Below are 18769 nucleotides of genomic sequence, written 5' to 3'. Positions count from 1 at the left end.
CGGCGGTCGTGTCGGACTGCGACGGACGCGAACGCCCTCAGCGCGCACGACGACGGGCACGAGAACCCGTACGTCGACGGATTCGAGACGGGTGGTCAGGATATCCCGTCCTCCTGCACCGGGGGCGCATCCCGCGGCGGCGCCGTCGATCCTGACCAAACCGTGATGTGGCTTCGTCCGCAGGTCGAGCCCGGCGCGAGCCGTCTGCGCTGTGTGCCGTCCCTCACGTAGGGTCGTGCATGCCGCCCGCCGAGGGCAGCACCCCGCCCTGCGCCACCGCCGTCCTGCGGCTCCGTCCGTCTGTCCGTCCGTCCGTCAGCGTTCCCGCCTCCGGGCGAGGAGAGGTCCCGATGTCCCACCCCAGCCCGATGTCCTCCGCCGAGGCGACCGCCGCCGCCCACGCCGTGCTCGATGCCGTCGAGACCGCCGTGGTCGGCAAACGAGAGTCCCTCGAGCTCGTGCTCACCGGGATCCTCGCCGGCGGGCACGTGCTGCTCGAGGACCTCCCGGGGCTCGGCAAGACTCTCGCCGCACGGTCGTTCGCCCAGGCTCTCGGCCTCGAGTTCACCCGGGCCCAGTTCACCCCGGACCTGCTGCCGGCGGATCTCACCGGAGCTGAGGTCTTCGACCAGCGCAACGGCGAGTTCGTGTTCCGCCCCGGGCCCGTGTTCACGGGACTGCTGCTGGCCGACGAGATCAACCGCACCCCGCCGAAGACGCAGTCGGCGCTGCTGGAGGCGATGCAGGAGCGGCAGGTGTCGGTCGAGGGCACCACCCGTCCCCTGCCCGATCCCTTCCATGTGCTCGCCACCGCGAACCCGGTCGAGCACGAGGGCACCTATCCCCTGCCCGAGGCGCAGCTGGACCGCTTCCTGCTGCGCCTCTCCTTCGGCTATCCGACGGCGGAGCAGGAATGGGAGGTCGTCTCCCGCCGCCTGGACCGGCGCCGCGAGGAGCAGACCGTCCGCGAGGTGCTCGATGCCGAGACCCTGCGCGGTGTCCAGCAGGTGGTGGAGGACGTGCACGTCGACGATGCGGTGGGCCACTACGCGGTCGAGCTCGTCGCGGCGACGCGGGTGCACCAGAACTCGCTCGTGGGCGCCTCCCCGCGCGGCACCCTCGCACTGATCACCTGCGCGCGGGCGCTGGCCGTGATCCGTGGGCGCAGCTACGTGATCCCCGAGGACATCAAGGCCCTCGCCCATCCCGCCCTCGATCATCGCGTGACCGTGAAGCCCGAGCTCTGGCTCCAGAACGCCACCGGCGCCGGAGTGGTCGAGTCCGTGCTCTCCCAGACCCCCGTGCCCGCCGCGGTGGAGCCGACGGGCGCCTCCGCGTGAGACAGCTGCGGGCCCAGGCCACCGCGGCCATGGTGCGCGCCGTGCTCGCGGGATGCACGGCGCTCGTGCTGGGAGTGCTCCTGGGCAGGACGGCGCTGGTCCTGCTCGGTATCCCGCTGCTCGCCTGGGCGCTGATCGCGGTGACGGTGCGGATCGTCGAAGGGCGCGAGGAGGGGTCCCCCGCCCCGGTCGCGGTGCCGGGACAGCGCACCGTCGAGGAGGGCGGCACGACGGCGTTCACCCTGCGCACCGCGCCCGGCGCGCTCACCGCGATCACGGTGCCGATGCAGCCGCACACGCTCTTCTCCCCCGCTACGGCTCGCTCGCCGGCGACGGCTCGGTGCGGCTGCGCATCAGGGCCCGACGCTGGGGGCGTGTTCGCGTCGGCCCCGTCCACACGCTGGTCGCCGATGCGCTGGGGGCGTTCCGCGCCCAGGCCGAGCTGCCGGCGCTGACCATCCGGGCCGTGCCCGCCGCGTCGGTGCTCGATGCACCGGTCGAGGTGCCCACCCCGATCGGGGTCAGCGGCATGCACCTCTCCCGTCGCCGCGGTGATGGCACGGCGCTGTCGGAGGTGCGGGAGTTCCGCACCGGGGACCGGCTGCACCGGATCAACTGGCGCGTCACCAGCCGCACCGGTCGCCTGCACACCAACGCCACGTTCACCGAGCAGGACACGGAGGTCCTGATCGTGACGGACACGATCGCGGACATCATCCCCGCCCCGTGGGCAGGGGACGATGCGCCCTCGAGCCTGGACATGACGGTCCGTGCAACGGCCGCCGTGGCCCGCCACTACCTCACCGCCGGGGACCGCGTCTCCCTGTTCGACCTCGGGCACCTCATCGGTCCGGTCCCGGCCGGCACCGGGCCGCGACAGCTGCGCGTGCTCACCAACGCCCTCGCCCGCGCCGGGCGCGACGACAGCGCGATGCGCCTACCGCGCCGGCTGCGGACGGTGCGCTCGGGCACCCTGGTGGTGGTGTGCTCCCCGCTGCTGCACAAGGAGGCGATCGCGCAGATCGGTGTCCTGGTCTCGCACGGGGCCGACGTGATCGTAGTGGACACCCTCCCGCCGAGCATCGGTGACATCTCCCCGCTGCGGGGAAGCCGGTGCGGCAGGACGGCACGGCCTCGGACCGTTTCTGGCCGGAGGCGTGGGCGATGCGCAGGCTGCTGCGGCGCTCCACCGTGCGCGAGCTGCAGGAGGCCGGCGTCCCGGTCACCGCATGGGAGGGCCCCTCCTCGCTCGCACCGGTGCTGCTGTCGCTATCCGTGGCGCGGAGCGCTCCGCGGATGAGGAGGTCCTGATGGCCCTGCGCACACTGATCGATCCGATCGCCGAACCCCTGCTGAGCCTGCGGCAGGTGAGCGGCACGCAGTGGACGCTGCGCCTGGCGGGCATCGCAGGAATGGTGCTCGCCCTGATGGGGGCCCTGCCCCAGGGGCTCTTCGCGAGCTTCATGACGGTCCTGCTCACGCTCGCAGCAGGTGCGGTGACGCTGATCCAGGCCCTCCGCCCCGATACCGGCATCGGGGTGCTGGGGCCGCTGCTGGTGATCGCGGCGCTGGCCATCCAGGCCGAGCTGTCCCTGCTGCGCGCAGCAGCGGTGGGTCTGGCGCTGCTTCTGTCCCATGCGGGTTTCGCACTGGCCGCGACTCTGCCCGCTCATGGCCGTTTCGAGCTCTCGGCCTGGCGTCTGGTGCTGCGCGGGCTGCTTCCCGTCGTGGCACTCACGGCGGTCGGCGCCGTGGTGGTGCTCGCCGCAGCCGGGACAACGCTCGGCCCATGGATGATCGTGCTGGGCGTGCTCGCGGTGATCGGCCTGCTGGTCGCGCTGATGCCCCGTCCGCGCTGAGCGAGCACGGGCCACCGGATCATCCGGTCACTAGGCCTTCGCGTCCCTGGGCACCGGGTGAGAAGCCTCCCTGTCCCCTGCCCTCCTCCGCCGCGCAGGACTACCGTGGCTGTCATGTGGCAGATGATGGACCTCCTGTACGCGCACAAGAAGGACATGGTCGCGCCGGAGGACGCGCTTCCGGGCCGGGACCGGTACCCCTATCCGCTCGCGCGCGAGCACGCGGTGCTGGGCACCGACATGCTGGGCCCCGACGCCCCGGTCGACCCGCGCCCCTGGCCCGCCGGGTCCGAGGAGCTGATCCTGGCCGGCGGCTGCTTCTGGGGCATCGAGCGCATCGCCTGGGAGCTCCCGGGCGTCCACACCACCTCCTCGGGCTATGCGGGCGGCTTCACGCCCCACCCCACCTACGAGGAGGTGTTCTCCGCCCGGACCGGTCATGCCGAGGCGGTGCGGGTGATCTACGGCGGCGGCGAGCAGACGCTGCGCGCCCTGCTCACCCAGTTCTGGGAGCAGCACGATCCGACCACCGCGAACCGTCAGGGCAACGACGTGGGCACCGAGTACCGCAGCGCGGTGTACTGGACCACCGCGGCGCAGGGCGAGGTGGTGCGGGACTCCGTCGAGCGATACCAGCAGGCTCTCGATGCGGCGGGCCGTGGGTCGATCACGACCGAGCTGGCGCCGCTGGCCGAGGCCGGAGACGGCGTGTACTACACGGCCGAGCCCGAGCAGCAGCAGTACCTGGCGAAGAACCCGGGCGGCTACTGCAACCACGGCTTCAACGGGGTGGCCTGCTCCCTCTGAGCAGCGGGCTCGTTCAGCCGGCCGCGGCGCCGGTTCCCGCCTCCGGCAGCCCGTCTCCGTGGTCTCCGCCCATGAGGTTGCGACGCCCACCGATCTCGGGTCCCCGGCCGGCCGTGCGGGGGCCGGGGCGACGCCCATCAACTGGGCCGCGAATCCGCCGGCTTCACGGGGCATCGGCGCCGCGCCCGTCGGCCCGCAGGCCGAGGCCGCCGCCGACCGCTGCACACGGGCTTCCCCGCCGGCCAGCCCGAACCTCTTCATCTGCTCCGTGGTGGGGTAGACGGCAGTGACCACGATGTCCAGGCCCAGCAGCGTCACGGGCAGTGCGAACTCCCCTGCCGAGTCCAGCAGTGCGCGCACGGGCTCGCACTCCTCGAAGGCCCAGGCGTCCTCGTCCTGCAGATAGACGGTGATCGGGTGCCCGTCCAGGGCCAGTGCCGCGGCCTCGTCGAGGAAGCCCTCCTGGGCCTCGGCATCGGGAGGCGGAGAGGGCAGGAAGATGTCCAGTGCCGCCAGCTGCGCGGGAGCGTCCACATCGGTCATGGACCCCACCGTATCGCTCCCCGGTCCTGGCACACTGTCCCGATGGACACTCCCGCACCCGCGCCACGTCTCCTCGATCGCGACACCTTGGTGATGCAGCAGATCACCGGGTTCATGTCCAACGACTTCGACATCCTCGACGGCACCGGTGAGCAGGTCGCCGGGCATGTCTCGACCACCGGCTCCGGGGTCACCCGCTTCTTCGCCGGGAGCCGCTCGCTCGACGTCGCCGATGCGGATGGCACACCGCTCCTGCACGTCGCGGATCCTCCGGGGATCGGCTTCGACCGCTTCGAGCTCTCCGCCCCCGACGGCACCCCGCTGGCCGAGCTCACCAGCCGCTTCTCGATCTTCTCGACCCGGGTGTCCATGACCATGGCCGATGGCGCCGAGCTCGAGCTGCGGGGCGATCCGCTGGGCCTGGACTTCACGTTCGAGATGCAGGGCACGGTCGCCGCGCGGGTGGGCCGGCAGTGGGCGGGCCTGAGCCGAGGATTCCTGGGCCACAGCCGCTACGTGCTCCCGATCGAGCCGACGGTCCCGGCGCCGCTGCGCCTGGCGATCATCGGCGGCTGCATCGTGCTGGACCTGATCCGGCGGAAGAAGTCGCGCAACGGCTGAGTCAGACCGTCTCGGCCGGGGCCCCCGGGCCCGGGAGGCCGCGTCCAGCACGCGACCCAGCGGGCGGTAGTGCTCGATCACTGCGGCGCGATAGGCCGTGGCGTCGCCGGCCTCGAGGGCGCTCAGCATGGTCTGGTGGGCATCGACGGTGTCCAGGATGTCCTCGGCCGGAGGGAGCTCGAGGAGCGGGACGGCGACGGTGTGGATCTCCCAGAAGGCCTGCGCGAGCTGCCGGAGCAGACCGTTGCTGAGGCGGGCGAACAGCGCCGTATGGAAGGCGGCGTCCGCCTCGGGGAAGGGCTGCCCGGCGGAGGCCAGCTCGTGCATCTGCTCGACCAGCCCCTCGAGCTCGGGGTTGGTGGTGTCGAGGAAGATTCCCACCAGCTGATCGGCGACGGAGTGATCCAGCGCGATCCGCAGCTCGACCACCTCCCGCAGTGCCCGGAGGTCGTTGCCGTCGTCGAGCCGGGCGCGGAAGAGCAGGCCGTCGACCAGCGGCGCGAGGGAGAGCAAGCTCGAATCCCGACTCCAGTCGGTCAGCGGCAGCCCTCTGGCCCCCTTCAGCGTGCTCCCCTGGCCCAGCCGCATCGCGGTGCTCTTCCTGGCGATGCTCGCCCTGCTCGCGATCTTCGCGCCTCTGCTCGCACCGCACAGTCCCCTGACCACCGGCACCCCGGTGGAGCCGCCGAGCGCGGAGCACTGGCTGGGCACCGATGCGATCGGCCGCGACATCTTCTCGCGCGTCGCCCACGGTGCCCGCTCCTCCCTGCTGATCGGCCTCGCGGCCACGGCCGGCGCGCTGCTCGCCGCCGCGGTGATCGGCTCCTTCGCCGCCACCGCCTCGAAGTTCTTCTCCGAGATCGTGATGCGCCTGCTGGACGTGGTGATGTCCTTCCCCGGCATCGCGCTGGCCGCCGTGTTCGTCGCGGTGTTCGGCACCTCGCTGCCGGTGCTGATCTTCGCGACCGGCTTCCTCTACGTCCCGCAGCTGGCCCGCGTGATCCGCGCCAACGTGCTCTCCCAGTTCGGTAAGGACTACGTGGCGGGCTTCACAGGTCATGGGCGCCTCCACCCCGTGGATCCTGGTCAAGCACGTGGCCCGCAACTGCATCGCCCCGATCATGGTGTTCGCGACCGTGCTGGTCGCCGACGCGATCGTGCTCGAGGCCTCGCTGTCCTTCATCAACGCGGGCGTGCAGCCGCCGAGCCCCTCCTGGGGCAACATCCTGGCCGACGGCAAGCAGCTGCTGCTGTCCGGCTACTGGTGGCCGACCTTCTTCCTCGGCGCCACCGATGAGGAGACCGCCCACCGCCTGCTGGTCGATTCGCTGACCGCGCTGCGCGGCGCCGAGCTGTCGCGCCCCGAGCGGGCTGCGGTCGATCACGACTCCGTGCCGCTGCTCGATGTCCAGGACCTGCGGGTCTCCTTCCCGAGGCGCACGGCGCGACGGACAGCCGTGACCGCTCTCGGTGCCGGAGCAGGCGCGGCGAGCGCCGCAGCGTCCGGCGCGGGCGCGCTGCCCCCGGTCAAGGACAACGGCCGCCGGCAGGGCAGCTACGAGGAGCAGGTTCTCGCCGCCCCCGGCGACTGGGGTGTGAAGAACTTCCGCATCCCGGCCCTGGCCGTCACCGCCGACGGCGACCTGCTGGCCGCCTTCGACAAGCGGCCCGAGCACGGCGATTCCCCGGCCCCGAACTCCATCTGGCAGCGGCGCTCCCGCGACGGCGGGATCACCTGGGAGGAGCCGACGGAGGTGCGCCAGGGCCTGGAGTCCGACGTCCCCGGTGAGAAGCTCGGCTACTCCGACCCCTCCTACGTGGTGGACGTCGAGACCGGCACGATCTTCCTGTTCTGCGTGTTCTCCAAGGACACCGGCGTGTGGAACGGCGAGTACGGCAACGACGACGCGGACCGCGGGGTCATGAGCGCGAACCTCAGCATCAGCCGTGACTCGGGCGAGACCTGGGAGCACCGCTCCCTCACCGAGATCGTCAAGCCAGAGAACTGCCGGGCGACGTTCGCCACCTCCGGCGCCGGCATCCAGCTGCGCTACGGGAAGCACCGGGGCCGGCTGATCCAGCAGTATGCCGGCTTCTTCCGCAACGACACCGGCGGCGAGGACGTCTCGGCCTACTCCGTCTACTCCGACGACCACGGCGAGACCTGGACCATGGGCACCCCCGTGGGCACCGAGATGGATGAGAACAAGGTCGCCGAGCTCTCCGACGGCACGGTCATGATGAACTCCCGCGAGCATGTGCGCACGGGCTGCCGCTGGGTGGCGCTCAGCCATGACGGCGGGGAGACCTGGGAGAACCTGCACCGGGACCCGACGCTGGTGGATCCGGGCAACAATGCGCAGCTCTCCCGGGCCTACCCCGAGGCGCCGCAGGGCTCCGCGAAGGCGAAGGTGCTGCTGTTCTCCCACGCGGATCACGTGCCGAACGATCGGGTCAACGGCACTGTCGAGATCTCGACAGATGACGGGGCGACGTGGGAGCGCAAGCGCGTGTTCGCGCCGGGCGCCTGCCAGTACTCCGTGATCATCGCCGTCGGCCGCGATGAGTTCCTGCTCGCCTATGAGGGCGAGGAGGAGACGATCATGATCGCGCGCCTGGACATGGACTGGATCCTGTCCCGCTGATCGTCCTGAACACCGAGCGGAGGGCGGCGGCACCGTGATGGTGCCGCCGCCCTCCGTCGTGTTCCGCGGTGCCGAGGCTCAGCGGGCCCCGGGCCTGCCCGGCTTCGGGTCATCGATCGTGAACTGCGGGGAGGTGAAGGTCTCCCAGTGGTCCGGGTTCTCCGGATCACCCAGGGGCTTGAGCACCCTCATCTCGAGGATGTACTCCCCGTTCTTCACCGTCTTGGTCTTCTGGTTCTTCAGCGCGTAGCTGCCGTCCCAGCCGTAGACCTCGGGCTGCGGCGAGCGCCCCAGATGATCGGCGGCATCGATCAGGCCGACGGAGGGGTTGACCGGCCTGGCCTTCCCGCCCCCTTGACCGTGTAGGCCGTGATCTCGAGCCGGTCCACGGGGTAGCCGAAGTGGTAGACGAGGTAGGGGATGTCCCCGTTCTGCATCGTGTACGTGTGCTCACCCTCGGGGGCCAGCAGCACGCCGTCCGCGCCGTCGGAGACGCCCATGGCGGGCAGGCCCATCCCCTGGTCGTCGAGGACCGGGAGCGCCTGGTAATCACCGGAGAGCCCGGCGAAGGGGACCACGATGTCGTCCTCCGCGCCGGTCAGGGTGATCCAGCCGCCGTAGATGATTCCGTCCGCACCGAAGTCCTCACCGAGGATCACGCTGAGCTCGGTGCTCCCGCCGGCGGGCACGGTCACGGTGTCCGCTGCGGGCTCGGCGATGCCGTCAGCCTCGTAGAAGGCCGGATTGTAGGTCGGGTGCCCGGTGGCGATGCCGTGGCGGACGCCGACCTGGTAGGTCTGCTCCGTCGCGGAGTCGTTGCTGACGGTGAGGGTGACGGTCTGCGGGCCGTTCTCGCCCTCTCCGAGGGAGATGGTGGGCTCGTCGACGCGGGTGGTGCCGTGCACCGCGCCGACCATGTCGAGCAGTCCCGCTCCCTGGCGGTGGACCGGCTCGAGGTAGCCGGCATCCGGCGACAGCGACCAGGTCATAGGATCCGCGCTGCTCATCATCGCGGCCTTCACCTCACCGGGCGTGAGCTCCGGGGACGTCTCCAGCATCAGCGCTGCGGCGCCGGCCACGTGAGGGGCCGCCATCGAGGTGCCGGACTTGGCGCCCTGGCCGCCCAGCTCGAGCGGGAGCGTCGACCAGATCGAGCCGCCCGGTGCGGCGACGTCCGGCTTGAGCTGCAGCTCGGCGGTGAGGCCGTAGGAGGAGAACTCCGAGACCAGGCCCGCGGTCGGGTTCTCGAGGGTCACGGTGCCCTCCTGCCAGGCCCAGCTCACGTCTGCGGCGGCGAGCGCCTCCTGCAGCGCGAGCCCGTCGGCCTGATCGACCAGGACCACCGGGATGGTGATCGCGGGCTCGCCCTCGACGCTCGGGTTCACGGCGCCGGGGGCGTTGTTGTAGAGGATCACCGCGTCGTAGCCCGCGGCCTGACCGGCGGCGGCCTTCTCGTGGAAGGAGCAGACGCCGCGCTCGACCAGCAGCGCCTCGCCGGGGCCGGAGGCCGTGGGGACTGCCGAGGGATCGCAGGCCTGCCCCGCCTCGGTGCCTGCGGGTCCGGCGGAGATCAGGCTGAGCTCGCCCGAGGTCGGGGCTTCCGCGCCACCGCCGGCCACGCTGTAGGCGATCTCCGCGCCCGCCGCCTCGGCGTAGGGCGAACGGAGATGGGTGTTGTCCACCGAGGCGACGGTGATCGCCTCGGACGCGACACCGGGGGCCCCGCTCGAGAAGGTCCCGGCGGTGCCCTCGTTGCCTGCGGAGATCACCAGGGAGACGCCGTGGGCGGTGAGCACATCGGCGAGCTGCGCGGTCGGGTAGTCCTGCCAGGTCGCGAAGGCTGCGCCGAGCGACATGTTCACCACGTCGGCGCCGTCCTCCAGCGCTCGTTCCATCGCCTCGAGGATCACGTCGGTGCTGCTGCTGCCGTCGCATCCGAAGACCCGGTAGGACAGCAGGTCGACACCGGGTGCGACGCCGAGGACCTCGCCGTCGGCCCCGACGATCCCCGCGACGTGGGTGCCGTGGCCCCCGCAGTCGTCCGGGAACTCGTCCGGGGCGACGGGGATCCCGGCGTTGGAGTCGTAGTCGTCGCCCACGAGGTCGTACCCGCCGACGACGCGGTCGTTCGGGAAGTCTGCGCGCTCGTCGTCGACGCCGGAGCCGCCGAGGTCGGGGTTGTTGTAGTCGATGCCGGAGTCGATCACCGCGACGGTGACTCCCTCACCGGTCAGTCCGTCGACCTGCTGCAGCTGGTCGACACCGGTCATCGCGTTGCCGTGGACGTCGTTCGGGGAGACATCTGCGGGCTCGGGCATCTGGACCTCGAGCACCGGGTACACCGCTCGCACGCCCTGCACATCGCGGAGCTTGGCGACGTCTGTGTCATCCATCGCGACGGACATGCCGTTCCAGCCGGCCACGAAGGTCTCCTCGACCTCCATCGGGATCTGCGCGTCCTCAGCGCGCTGATGGACCCTGTCCTGCGTCTTCGAGTTCGCGGAGGCGCTGCCGCCGCGGCGCACGGGGTCGCCGTCGACCTCGACGAGCCAGCGGCCCGGGATCGCGGTCTCCGCCGAGTCCAGGACGTCGTCCGGCGTGGGGATCTCGACGCCGAGCTCCGAGGCGGTCCCGAGGAGCTCGGGCTGATCACCGTCGGCGAGCGCGGGTGGGGCGACCAGCAGGCCGGCCACGAGGGCGGCACCGGCGCCAGCGGCGAGCACGCCGCGGGGTCTGAGCAGATCTGGGCGGGTGAACTGCATCGTCGCATTCCTCCGGGGATGGATGGGGTGAGGTGTGCCGCGCGTCGTCGCGCCCGGGCAGCCCGGAGCACACCGGCGTCCAGCATTCCATCACGAACAGCACAGCCGGGGTGGAGGTTTCAGGAATAGGGACTCGATGCGCCCCGGTTCCCGCTCAGGGAGCCGCCGTCTCGCGGACGATCTCGACCTCGCTCAGCTCGGGCAGCGAGAAGCCCGGACCGGTCAGGTGCTCGAGCGCCGCGTCCTCCTCCTCGTCCCCCATCCCGTCGGCGGGGAAGATGCTGAGCATGCTCAGCAGTCCGTCCTCGATCTGCAGCTCGACCTGGAAGCGGTGACCCTGCTGGGCGAAGACCCCGCGCACCGGCCAGGTCTGCTGGCGGGGCACGGCGCGCTCGGCGGTCTCGGGCACGGAGAGCCACACCTCCCCGTCTCCTCGGCAGGTCCGTGGGCACGCGCCTGCGGCAGCTGGACGCGCAGCGCCGAGGCACCGGGCAGATCCGTGCCCTCAGGCGCCGACTCCAGCAGCCGGGCCACGAGACCCCGTGCCGAGGAGGGCAGCTCGCGCTCCTCGGTCTCCTCCTCGCTCTCGGCGTCGGCCTCCTCCGGGGCCCGGCGCGCATCGAGGGCGTACAGCGCGACGGTGCTGGCCGCACCGAGCGCGGCGAGGACCAGGCGGGGCCGGGAGATGCCGCGGCGGCTCATCGCGTCGACCATCCGGCCATCGAGGTGCTCGGCCAGGTCCATCAGACCGAGAGTCGCCGCGCCCACGAGCACGCTGTCCAGACCCCGCGAGACGATCACATCCTCCTCACGCGTGGTGTCGGCGACGAGCAGCCCGCTCATCCCCGCAATGCCGAGCCGGTAGGCGGCACGGGACCAGGGGCCCAGCCGGCGCGGTTCGATGAGGTTGAGCCCGCCGACGGTGGCCGCAGCGGCGGCGGAGCGGAGCGGGGAAGCGATGGAGATCGAGGTCATGGGCGAATCGTAGAGCCTGGAGGGGCCTCGTGTCGCGGCATATACGCTCGCACCGTGAACACTCCGGCCGACGCTCCCTCCGTGCCCCGCCACGGCGCGCGGGAGACCCACGACCGGGAAAGGCTCGCGCGCCGCATGGTTCCCGGGCTGCTCGCGATCGCGGCGACCCTGGCCTACGGCCTGCTGGGCTCGCAGCAGTTCCGCAACCTCATCGCCCGCTCCTGGGACCTGGGGATCTTCACCCAGCTCGCGCGTGCCTACGGAGAGCTGCGCGCCCCGATCGTCCCCATCAAGGGTGACGAGGTGAACCTGCTGGGCGATCACTTCCATCCGCTCCTGGTGCTGCTCGCCCCGGTGTGGTGGGCATGGCCCTCCGGCGAGGCGCTGCTGTGGGTCCAGGCGCTGCTGTTCGGGCTCTCCGCGATCCCGCTGACCCGGCTGGCGATCGACCGGCTGGGGCCGCGCCTGGGCTGCCTCGCGGGCGCGGCATACGTGTTCTCCTTCGGTCTGCAGGCCGCGGCCTCGGTGCAGTTCCACGAGATCGCCTTCGCGGTGCCGCTGCTGGCGCTGTCGCTGACGGCGCTGCTGCGCGATCGTCACCTCGCCTCCGTGCTCTGGGCGGCGCCGCTGGTGTTCGTCAAGGAGGACCTGGGGCTCACCGTCGCACTGCTGGGCGTGCTGATCGCCCTGCGCCACCGCAGCCACCGGGGCGGAGGGATCGCGCTGACGGGCTGGGGCGCCGGGTGGTTCGTGCTGTCCACCTTCGTGATCCTGCCGCTGCTGAACACGGCGGGGCAGTACGACTACACCGACAACCTCGGCTCACCGCTCGAGGTGTTCTGGCCGCCGATGAAGTGGCTGACCGTGCTGATGCTGCTGCTGGCCGCAGGACTGATCGGCGGCCGCTCGCCGCTGATCGCGCTGATGCTGCCCACGCTTGCCTGGCGCTTCACCGGCACCGTCGAGTTCTACTGGGACTGGTACTGGCACTACAACGCAGTGCTGATGCCGATCGCGATGGCGGCGATGCTCGATGCCCTCGGCGACCGCCGCACCGGGCGTGCGACCGCCTGGTGGCGGCGTGATGCTCCGCTGCCGGTGCGACGGATCCGCGTCACCGCGGTCGCGGCCTCCGCCGCGGTGACCCTCCTGCTCGGCTCGGCCATGCCGGTGCTGGACGTGGTGCGTCCCAGCCGGTGGGAGCCCACCTGGCGGGCGGAGCACGCCACCGCGGCGCTCGAGGCGGTGCCGGACGACTCCGTGCTCGCCGTGGACATCACCCTGATGGCCCCTGCGGTCCCCGAGCACGACGTGCAGTGGCTGCACGGCCCCAACGAGCGGGTGCCCGACTGTGTGCTCAGCGACCATTACGCCTTCTCCTGGGAGGTGATCCGCCGCAGGATCCGGCGATCTGGGCGCAGCAGCAGTGGGCGGCCGAGTTCCGCACCGACTTCGAGGGCGGTGGCTTCACCGTCGTGTGCCAGCCCTAACCGTCCTGCTGGTCCATCCCTCGATCCTGGCCCTGCTGGCCGGAGCTCTGCTGTCCGGAGTCTGTGTCGGTGTCGGTCGGGGGCGGTGAGTCGCCCTCGGGCGGCTCGGGGGTCTCCGGATCCGACGTCTCCGGGTCCGTCGGCTGCGGCGACGTCGTCTCCGGGTCCGTCGGCTCCGACCCGGGATCCGTCGACGGATCGGGGCGCGGCGACGTGGAGCCGGTCTCCTCCGGGGTCGAGGGCGCAGGAGCCGGGGCAGGCGCCGGGGCCTGGCCGTCGCGGGGGCCGCTGTCGCCACCGCGGGGCTCGCTATCGGAGGAGCCGCCCTGCCCGCCGCTGGTGCCACCGCGGTCCGCGTCGGCTTCAGCGGGGTCGGTGGCGGGCGGCTCTGTACCCTCGGCGTCCTCGGCCGGGCTGGTCTCGGTCTCCGTCGGCGTTTCTTCCGGGGTGGTCTCTGCCGGGGTCGGAGTGCTCGGCGATTCGGTGGGCGTCTGGGCGCCGCCGCCGTCCGAGGGGGCGGGGGACGCGAGCTCCGGCTCAGCGGGCTGCTCGGCGGGGCCGGTGCTGGCGTCTCCCGCGAGGGCGGCGAGCGGTCCCATGCCCGCCGCGCCGAGACCGGTCACCGCTCCGACGCCGACGATGCTGGCGACGGCCAGGCCCCGCAGCAGTCCCTGGCGGGCCGGGGTGGCTCCGGTGCTGCGGATGCCGGTGGCGCGCCGTCGGTTCGACCCTGACCGCATTGCTGCTCCCCTGCCCCGTGGCGTTGTCGTCACGGGTCAGGATAACGGCGCGCAGCGGCCCGGCGAGCGCGAGGGGCGGAGCTCACACCGGGTCGGCGCGTTCGCTCGGGGGAGCCGTCCGCGATGCGGGCGCGGATCGGACCGGGCCCGCTCGCGCTGGAGCCGCGCACGCTCGGCCCGCGCCGACTCCAGGCGCAGCCGCCACGGGGAATAGCGTTCCGCGGCGAGCGCGATCTGCAGCCCTCGGGAGAGCGCCAGATCCGTCGCGGAGACGGGGAGGGCCGCCAGCTCGGCGGCGCGCTCCGGCAGCTGGTGTGCGGCCCCACAGGCGCTCCAGCGTGCGGCGACCTGCAGGATCCGGCTTCGCGTGTCGAGGATCGAATGCCGGGCTCCGGGGATCTCGAGCAGCTGTGCCTCGGGGATGCGCTCTGCCAGCGCCCGGGCGATGCGGGGCGGCGAGACCAGGTCCTGGGAACCGGTGAGCACCAGCGTCGGCGCGGTGATCGCAGGGGCCAGCTCGTGCAGATCCAGCTGCTCCCCGTGAAGGGCGGGACCGCCCGGGCCTGCCCGGCCTCCAGCAGCAGGGGGTCCAGCGGCCCGCCATCGGCGTGGTGGCCGCCACCGAGCTCGGTGTGCAGGATCCGGGCGGTCAGATCGTGCTCGAGCACGTACGGGGTGGACTGCAGCCATGCCTGGTTCAGCACCTGGCGCACGCTGGTCCAGGTCAGATTCCCACGCCCCACGGCCAGCAGGTCGACGAGGTCGCGCACCGCCTCCGATCCGCCGTGCTCGTGGACTGCCAGCACCACGGGCCCGGCCCGGGAGCGTCGACCGTGCCCTCCCTTGCCAGCCGGCGCAGGGTCCGGGCGGTGGTGGCGGTGGCCGGGTCCGTCCCCTCCCAGTACAGACCCCGCAGCGCCTCCTGCGCGATCGCCTCGTCCCTGGCCGAGGTGAGCGGGGAGTCCAGCACGAGCGAATGCACCCGCTCGGGGTGGAGGACCGCGAGGGCCTGAGCGAGATAGGCGCCGTAGCCGCTGCCCACCACCGCCGCCCGCTCGACCCTGGCATGGTCGAGCACGGCCACCAGGTCACCGATCACCTCGCGCAGCGACATCGCGGAGAGCGGGAGGTCCTCGCCCTCGGCGTCCAGCCGCGACAGCCCCACCCCGCGGTGCTCCATCATCAGCACGTCCAAACCGCGGCCCGCCATGCTGCGTCGCAGCACGTCGTAGGGCAGCACCGAGGCCCGCGCAGGGCCGTCGGGGATCAGCAGCACCGGCACCTGCGGCTCAGCGGTATCCGGGGGCGGAGGCACCGCTGCGTGGCGGGAGCCCTCGGCGTCGGGACGGGGCGAGGACCGGGTGGTGCGGGCACGGCGTGGGACGGTGCGCGCGTAGCGCAGGGGGAACAGCCGCGGATCCTCAGCGGAGAACTCGCGGTAGACGGTCATCAGGTCGTTGCGCAGCTGCAGCAGATCGTCCTGCGCGGAGCGGTCGAAGAACTCTGAGGCACGGCCGCGGGGGCGGGTGCTGATCATCGGGACTGTCCTCACTCTCCGGTCCGGCCGTCCAGGAGCTCGGCCAGGATGTCGAGGTGCCCTGCGTGGCGGGCGGTCTCCTCGATCATGTGGGTCAGGATCCAGCGCACGGTGCGCGCCTCGCCGCCCCCGCGCACCTCCTCGCCGGGCTCTCGCCCGCCGAGCTGGGCGCGGGACTGCTCGGTGGCGCTGCGATAGTCGTCCCTCGCCTCGGCGAGCGCGGCTGCCACCGGCAGATCCCACTCCGCCGAGGTGTCGTGCCCGTCTGACCAGCGGTAGCGGACGTCCTCGATCGGCGCCCCGCTCAGGACCTCACGGAACCAGTAGCGCTCGATGTCCGCCAGATGGCGGAGCATCCCGGTCACGGTGGTGCCGGAGCCCACCAGCCGCCGGGAGGCCTGCTCATCGCTCAGCCCGTCGGTCTTCCACAGCACGGTGGCACGCAGGAAGTCCAGGAACCCCTCGAGGGTCTCCCGTTCTCCGGCCAGCAGCTCCGGTGCGGGCCGCTGCGCGCCAGGATCAGCGGCAGGCTGCTCCTCCGCCGCGGCGATGAGGTCCTGCTGCTCCGCGGCGAGGCGGTCGACCAGGGCGTCCAGCCCTTCGACCTCCTCGCCCCCTCCCGACCCCGCGGGGCCCGGTTCCGGCACGTTCACGAGTCCTTCCCGATCGTGTTCCACAGGAAGGTGTACAGCAGTGCGTTCATCCGCGCCGCCTGCTCGTTGTTGGCCGCGCCGCCGTGGCCGCCCTCGATGTTCTCCCAGTACCGCACATCGGCGCCCAGCGACTCCATCGCGGCGGTGAACTTCCGTGCATGCCCGGGGTGGACCCGGTCGTCCCGGGTGGAGGTGAGCACGAAGGTGGGCGGGTACTGCACACCCTCCCGAAGCAGGTGGTACGGGCTGAAGGTGCGCACGAACTCCCAGTCCTCGGTGTCCGGGTCCCCATACTCCGCCATCCAAGAGTGACCGGCCAGCAGGTGGCTGTACCGCTTCATGTCCAGCAGCGGGACCTGGATGATGACCGCGCCGAACAGCTCGGGGTACTGGGTGACCATGTTGCCGGTGAGGAGCCCGCCGTTGGAGCCGCCCCGCACCGCGAGGTGGTCGCGGTCGGTGACCCCGCGCTCCACGAGGTCCTTCGCGACCGAGGCGAAGTCCTCGTAGGCGCGGTGGCGGTTCTCCTTGAGGGCGGCCTGATGCCAGCGCGGGCCGTACTCCCCGCCGCCGCGGATGTTGGCCAGCACGTAGGTGCCGCCGCGCTCGAGCCACGCCTTCCCGATCCCACCGAGATAGGAGGGGGTCAGGGAGATCTCGAAGCCGCCGTACCCGTACAGCAGCGTGGGCCGCGGGCCCTCGCCGCTCTGCGCGTCCAGGCGGGAAATCTCGAAGTAGGGGATGCGGGTGCCGTCGTCGCTGGTCGCGAAGTGCTGGCTGACGTCGAGGCCCTCCGCGTCGAAGCGTGCCGGCGCGGACTTGATCAGTTCGAGTTCGCCCGCCTCTCCCCGCCGGCGACCTCGGAGAGGTCACCCAGGAGCAACCGGGTCGGCTCGATGAAGTCGGTGACGCTCACCCACACCTCGTCGCTCTCGTCGGCGTCGACGGCGGAGACCCCGATCGCTCCGCGCAGCTCCGGGTAGAGGTCCCGGCGCTCCCAGTGTCCGTGCTCGTCGCGGGTGTGGACCTCGAGCCGGTGGACGACGTCCTCGAGGATCGAGAGCACCACGGCGGTGCGGGTGATCGTCATGTCCGCGAGCGAGGTGGTCTCCGTGGGCTCGAACAGCATGTGCAGCTCGGGCTCACCCTCCTGGAAGCGGGCGAAGTCCCCGACCACCAGGGAGCCGGCAGGGTAGGTCACCTCCGCGACCTCCCAGTCGCTGCGGGGGCTGAAGATGCCCAGATCCCGGTGCGCGTTGGCCTCGAGGTCCGCGGGAACCTCGACCGCGGTCAGCGCCGGTGGCTGCTGCGAGCGGTCGACTACATGGATCGTGTTGTCGTAGAAGGCGTGCGCCTCGATCACCCAGTCCCGCTCCCACCCGGGGTCGAGTCGTGGCCGGCGAACACGGCCATGTCCGAGGCGGCGACCTCGTGCACCAACTCGGCCTGCGCCAGCTCGGTGCCCCGCCGCCAGATCCGGGCCTGCCGGGCGTAGCCGGAGCTGGTCATGGTGCCCTCGCCGAAATCGGTGGTGGCCCAGACGGTGTCGGCGTCGATCCAGCTCAGGGAGCCCTTGGCCTCCGGGCGCTCGAACCCGCCGTCGGCCGGGGGCACGAAGGAGAGGGTCTCCAGATCGAACTCGCGGGTGACGTCGGCGTCCGAGCCGCCGTGGGAGAGGTCGATCAGGGCGTGGCGGTAGGGCTCACCCTCCTGCGGGCGCAGCAGGCGGGCTCCGTGCCACACCCAGTCCTCGCCCTCGGCCTCGTTGAGCGCATCGATGTCCAGCAGGATCTCCCACTCGGGATCCTCGCTGCGATAGGAGTCCAAGGTGGTGCGGCGCCAGAGCCCGCGCTCGTGCTCCGCGTCTGTCCAGAAGTTGTAGAGGAAGTCGCCGCGCTTGACCACGCCGGGTATGCGGTCCTTGGCGTCGAGGATCTCGCGGATGTCGTGCTGCAGCGTCGCCGCCAGCGGTGCACCCGCTCGCGCACGGGGATCGCGCGCCTCGTCCAGCTCCGCCTCCGCCGCGGCGTTGCGCTCGCGCACCCAGGCCAGGGCGTCCTCGCCGGTGACCTCTTCGAGCCACTGGTGGGGGTCGGTGCTGCCGTCGGGAGCGGGAAGCTGCGTGGCGGGGGTCGTCATCGGGTCTCCTGGTCGAGGTCGGCGGGGTCAGTGACGTTGGTGACGTCGGTGACGTCAGTTGACATCGGTGAACGTGGTGAAGTCGGTGAGTGTGGTCTTCCAGGCGGTCTTCCAGACCTCCCGGGCATCGGCGGTCTCGAGGCCCTTGTGCTCGATGCCGAGGGTGCTGCGCTCCTCGTCCTTGGCGGTGATGTTCACGGAGAGCCGGCTTCCGTCGCTCACGGCAGCGCGCCAGTAGCGCCACTTCGGGGTATCGCTGAGGCTGGGTTGCTCGAGCCCGAGCTCCTCGCGACGCGCAGCCGACATGAAGGCATCCCACTGCGAGCGCACGGCATCGGGATCGCCGGGAAGGGTGCGGGAGGCGGACGCGGCGAAATCGCCCGCGCAGCTCTGGCCCACCACACGACGGCCGATGAGCTGCTCGTAGGCGATGGTCACGCCCTGCGCCCACCACTCGCTGATCTCCCACCGCTGCGGCAGCAGGCGGGCAATCGCGGTGTGGTCGAGTTCGCGGCCTCCGGCGTCGTCGATCCGGTGCACCCAGGCCGCCAGCGACGTCCCGGTGCCGGACTCGATCCGCGGGGCATGGGGATGCTCCTGCGGCGGGGTCTCGGTGCTCATGGGGCCACCTTACGGGGGCACAGGTGGCTCCGCTCAC

At 71.9% G+C, this 18769-nt stretch carries 18 protein-coding genes and 3 pseudogenes; 10 read left to right on the top strand and 11 right to left on the bottom strand.

Features of this window, described 5'->3' with window-relative positions:
• The first annotated feature begins 350 nt into the window (after window positions 1–350).
• From H3H54_RS05280 to H3H54_RS05245, 7 genes are all read left to right on the top strand, one after another.
• The gene (locus tag H3H54_RS05280) at window positions 351–1340 is read left to right on the top strand and encodes a MoxR family ATPase (RefSeq protein WP_262425800.1); all 990 of its coding nucleotides are present in this window, start codon (window positions 351–353) and stop codon (window positions 1338–1340) included.
• Entirely contained in the window at window positions 1337–1795 is a 459-nt protein-coding gene (locus tag H3H54_RS05275) for a hypothetical protein (RefSeq protein WP_262425799.1), read from the top strand. The genes H3H54_RS05280 and H3H54_RS05275 overlap by 4 nt, the downstream gene beginning before the upstream one ends.
• Window positions 1796–1806: 11 nt before the next feature.
• Window positions 1807–2640 carry a DUF58 domain-containing protein gene (locus tag H3H54_RS05270; RefSeq protein ID WP_262425798.1) on the top strand — a complete coding sequence of 278 codons (834 nt, stop codon included), beginning with the start codon at window positions 1807–1809 and terminating at the stop codon, window positions 2638–2640.
• A 10-nt stretch (window positions 2641–2650) separates the two neighbouring features.
• Window positions 2651–3199, top strand: a complete 549-nt coding sequence (locus H3H54_RS05265; RefSeq protein WP_262425797.1) for a hypothetical protein — start codon at window positions 2651–2653, stop codon at window positions 3197–3199.
• A gap of 114 nt (window positions 3200–3313) precedes the next feature.
• Window positions 3314–4006, top strand: a complete 693-nt coding sequence (gene msrA, locus H3H54_RS05260) for a peptide-methionine (S)-S-oxide reductase MsrA (protein WP_262426409.1) — start codon at window positions 3314–3316, stop codon at window positions 4004–4006.
• A gap of 58 nt (window positions 4007–4064) precedes the next feature.
• The gene (locus H3H54_RS05255) at window positions 4065–4286 is read left to right on the top strand and encodes a hypothetical protein (protein ID WP_262425796.1); all 222 of its coding nucleotides are present in this window, start codon (window positions 4065–4067) and stop codon (window positions 4284–4286) included.
• A 305-nt stretch (window positions 4287–4591) separates the two neighbouring features.
• Window positions 4592–5170 (top strand): LURP-one-related/scramblase family protein, encoded by a 579-nt coding sequence (locus H3H54_RS05245; protein ID WP_262425795.1) that lies wholly within the window; start codon window positions 4592–4594, stop codon window positions 5168–5170.
• 75 nt (window positions 5171–5245) lie between these two features.
• Here H3H54_RS05245 and H3H54_RS05240 read toward each other — a convergent pair.
• Window positions 5246–5758 (bottom strand): annotated as a pseudogene (locus H3H54_RS05240) (FadR/GntR family transcriptional regulator); the annotation flags it as partial.
• Between H3H54_RS05240 and H3H54_RS05235 the strand changes: the two are divergent.
• Window positions 5736–6467, top strand: a complete 732-nt coding sequence (locus H3H54_RS05235) for an ABC transporter permease (protein ID WP_395963437.1) — start codon at window positions 5736–5738, stop codon at window positions 6465–6467. The pseudogene H3H54_RS05240 and the gene H3H54_RS05235 overlap by 23 nt on opposite strands.
• Window positions 6364–7815, top strand: coding sequence for an exo-alpha-sialidase (locus tag H3H54_RS05230; RefSeq protein WP_395963726.1), 1452 nt, complete (start codon window positions 6364–6366; stop codon window positions 7813–7815). Before H3H54_RS05235 ends, H3H54_RS05230 begins: the two co-directional genes overlap by 104 nt.
• Before the next feature lie 78 nt (window positions 7816–7893).
• Here the strand turns inward: H3H54_RS05230 and H3H54_RS05225 are convergent, their stop codons facing one another.
• The 4 genes from H3H54_RS05225 to H3H54_RS05205 all read right to left on the bottom strand — a co-directional run bounded on the left by H3H54_RS05225 (window position 7894) and on the right by H3H54_RS05205 (window position 11552).
• Window positions 7894–8034, bottom strand: a complete 141-nt coding sequence (locus tag H3H54_RS05225) for a hypothetical protein (RefSeq protein WP_262425794.1) — start codon at window positions 8032–8034, stop codon at window positions 7894–7896.
• Between the two features lie 92 nt (window positions 8035–8126).
• Window positions 8127–10577 (bottom strand): S8 family serine peptidase, encoded by a 2451-nt coding sequence (locus H3H54_RS18700; RefSeq protein ID WP_316249144.1) that lies wholly within the window; start codon window positions 10575–10577, stop codon window positions 8127–8129.
• 154 nt (window positions 10578–10731) lie between these two features.
• Window positions 10732–10866 (bottom strand): hypothetical protein, encoded by a 135-nt coding sequence (locus H3H54_RS05210; RefSeq protein ID WP_262425793.1) that lies wholly within the window; start codon window positions 10864–10866, stop codon window positions 10732–10734.
• A 2-nt stretch (window positions 10867–10868) separates the two neighbouring features.
• Window positions 10869–11552, bottom strand: a complete 684-nt coding sequence (locus H3H54_RS05205) for a hypothetical protein (RefSeq protein WP_262425792.1) — start codon at window positions 11550–11552, stop codon at window positions 10869–10871.
• A 135-nt stretch (window positions 11553–11687) separates the two neighbouring features.
• On the opposite strand from H3H54_RS05205, the pseudogene H3H54_RS05200 reads away from it, so the two are divergent.
• A pseudogene (locus tag H3H54_RS05200) lies at window positions 11688–12776 on the top strand (DUF2079 domain-containing protein); the annotation flags it as partial.
• Between the two features lie 262 nt (window positions 12777–13038).
• On the opposite strand, the gene H3H54_RS05195 reads toward H3H54_RS05200, so the two are convergent.
• The 6 genes and pseudogenes from H3H54_RS05195 to H3H54_RS05170 form a co-directional block, all read right to left on the bottom strand.
• Window positions 13039–13782 (bottom strand): hypothetical protein, encoded by a 744-nt coding sequence (locus H3H54_RS05195; protein WP_262426566.1) that lies wholly within the window; start codon window positions 13780–13782, stop codon window positions 13039–13041.
• A 36-nt stretch (window positions 13783–13818) separates the two neighbouring features.
• Window positions 13819–14268, bottom strand: a complete 450-nt coding sequence (locus tag H3H54_RS05190; protein WP_262426565.1) for an alpha/beta fold hydrolase — start codon at window positions 14266–14268, stop codon at window positions 13819–13821.
• Between the two features lie 238 nt (window positions 14269–14506).
• Window positions 14507–15319 (bottom strand): alpha/beta fold hydrolase, encoded by an 813-nt coding sequence (locus tag H3H54_RS05185; RefSeq protein WP_262425791.1) that lies wholly within the window; start codon window positions 15317–15319, stop codon window positions 14507–14509.
• Between the two features lie 11 nt (window positions 15320–15330).
• Entirely contained in the window at window positions 15331–15972 is a 642-nt protein-coding gene (locus tag H3H54_RS05180; protein ID WP_262425790.1) for a DinB family protein, read from the bottom strand.
• A pseudogene (locus H3H54_RS05175) lies at window positions 15969–18111 on the bottom strand (prolyl oligopeptidase family protein). The gene H3H54_RS05180 and the pseudogene H3H54_RS05175 overlap by 4 nt, the downstream one beginning before the upstream one ends.
• A gap of 54 nt (window positions 18112–18165) precedes the next feature.
• A complete protein-coding gene (locus H3H54_RS05170; RefSeq protein ID WP_262425789.1) occupies window positions 18166–18732 on the bottom strand; it encodes a hypothetical protein in 567 nt (188 codons plus the stop codon).
• Window positions 18733–18769: the final 37 nt, after the last annotated feature.

The sequence above is a fragment of the Brachybacterium sp. Z12 genome, assembly GCF_014400405.1.
Classification (GTDB): domain Bacteria; phylum Actinomycetota; class Actinomycetes; order Actinomycetales; family Dermabacteraceae; genus Brachybacterium.
Note: the sequence above shows the minus strand (reverse complement) of the source record. Positions and strands in the feature narration are given on the sequence as shown.